Source organism: Methanobrevibacter sp. (assembly GCF_045577275.1).
Lineage (GTDB): Archaea > Methanobacteriota > Methanobacteria > Methanobacteriales > Methanobacteriaceae > Methanobrevibacter.
This window is the reverse complement of sequence record NZ_JAZNIB010000322.1, coordinates 1-1,518: the sequence shown is the minus strand read 5'-3', so window position 1 is coordinate 1,518 and position 1,518 is coordinate 1. Positions and strand designations below refer to the sequence as shown.

1 protein-coding gene is annotated in these 1,518 nt (G+C 36.2%); it reads right to left on the bottom strand.

All coding sequences use genetic code 11. The features are described 5' to 3' along the window. Positions 1–344: 344 nt before the first annotated feature. The gene (locus tag ACKI67_RS09285; RefSeq protein ID WP_407463249.1) at positions 345–506 is read right to left on the bottom strand and encodes a hypothetical protein; all 162 of its coding nucleotides are present in this window, start codon (positions 504–506) and stop codon (positions 345–347) included. Positions 507–1,518 lie beyond the last annotated feature (1,012 nt).

The following is a 1,518-nucleotide window of genomic DNA, read 5'->3' as shown; positions in this document are numbered from 1 at the left end:
AAGAGAATCAGCAATGAGAAGAACAATAGTAGACACACTTAAAAAAGGTATGATATCATGATTGATAAAGCTATCGTTGACACTTGTTAGTATGTGTAATTTAACTGGATAGAACTAAACAGCAAGATAGGATTGGGGAGTGAGGGGGGAAACTCCAATAGAATTTATCCTTTCTGGAGGGTTGGATTTGATGATACTTGCTGCATTGTTAGATCAATGCCTCAGTAGAAGATGTAAATTGAAAGATCTCTTCTAAGTTGATAATGAAAAAATGAAAAAATTGAATGAGAAGTATGTATTTATGTACCTTTTTGTTTTGGTTTTTACTAGACTGGATAGATTTGTTAAAATGTAAGCTTTGATGGGGAATCTGCTCCTGATAGGATATCTGCCAAGTCTGGTTTGAAGGGGCTCCAACCAATTTTCCCAACTAGAAGGTAAAATGCCAAATTTCCTTCATGAATCACACATATTAGTTTTTCTTCTTTCTTTTGAATTCTTTGCATTCCAAACTTGCACAAATAATAGATGGCGTCTTGAGATCGACACTCCCTTGTCAGACCTTAAATGTGAAACTGATCATGTCATGTCATTAATACATCCTTCAAAGACCTACATGGTCTTTACTTGACTTTTTCTATCTGAAAGTACAAAAGCTTTATATATATATATATACTATGAATTTATGGGATGTAATTAAAAAAAAAGGATTGGAATATAGGCACAGCATTGTGGTTAGCTGCAGGACGTGATGGATATTGGGGACTTTGTGGAAGGTGAAATCTGTAGACTTTCAGAAAGCAGGTCCCGCTACAAGTATCAGTCGAAATCGAGAGTGCTTCATACATAGGTTCAGGAGCTGATGAACAGTGTGCTGGTTATGGTCGATACCGTACAATCTGTAATCGTGGATTTTGGAGCAGAGAGGGGACCACTTTTCATAATTCAGTGAACTTCAACCCCCTCTTAAGATTACAACTATCACTACTTAATTGCAAATGTCAAGGGAAAGTTCCTTCTCATCATTTCAGGGAGACAGATGATCATGGAATTCGGGATTGGAATTTGGATGTAGATGCACATTTCCAGTCTCAACTGCACAACAGAGTTTGTGGAAGTCTATATTCATAGAACAATTTAGAAAATACTTTATAAAAAGGATGCCAAATTGACCAGTAAGCACAAGAAGGAAACAATAGTCCAACTTTGCAACTCTTACATTGGTGATCCGCTACAACTTCACATATAGTATGCTTAGCTCTTCAATTTGTAACCTATTAGGATATTTTTTTCTTTCATTAATCACTTTTGTGCATTTGTCGTAATTTCAAATTTTTTTTAAGGTGTTACATTTTTTCAAGAGTTTTGCATCAATCTCTGAACGAATCTCCTTTCTCGGTTGGAGGATGAAGAATACTAAAATCCGCAATGAAAGGATAAGCGATTTACCTGATGTGCTTCTAATTCACGTCCGGCGCATTTCTGAAGACAAAAGAGGCCGTGCAAACATGTGTGTTA

Coding starts and splice junctions, on each gene's coding strand:
- ACKI67_RS09285 (WP_407463249.1), bottom strand. CDS start 506: ATGCAAAGAATTCAAAAGAAAGAAGAAAAACTAATATGTGTGATTCAT.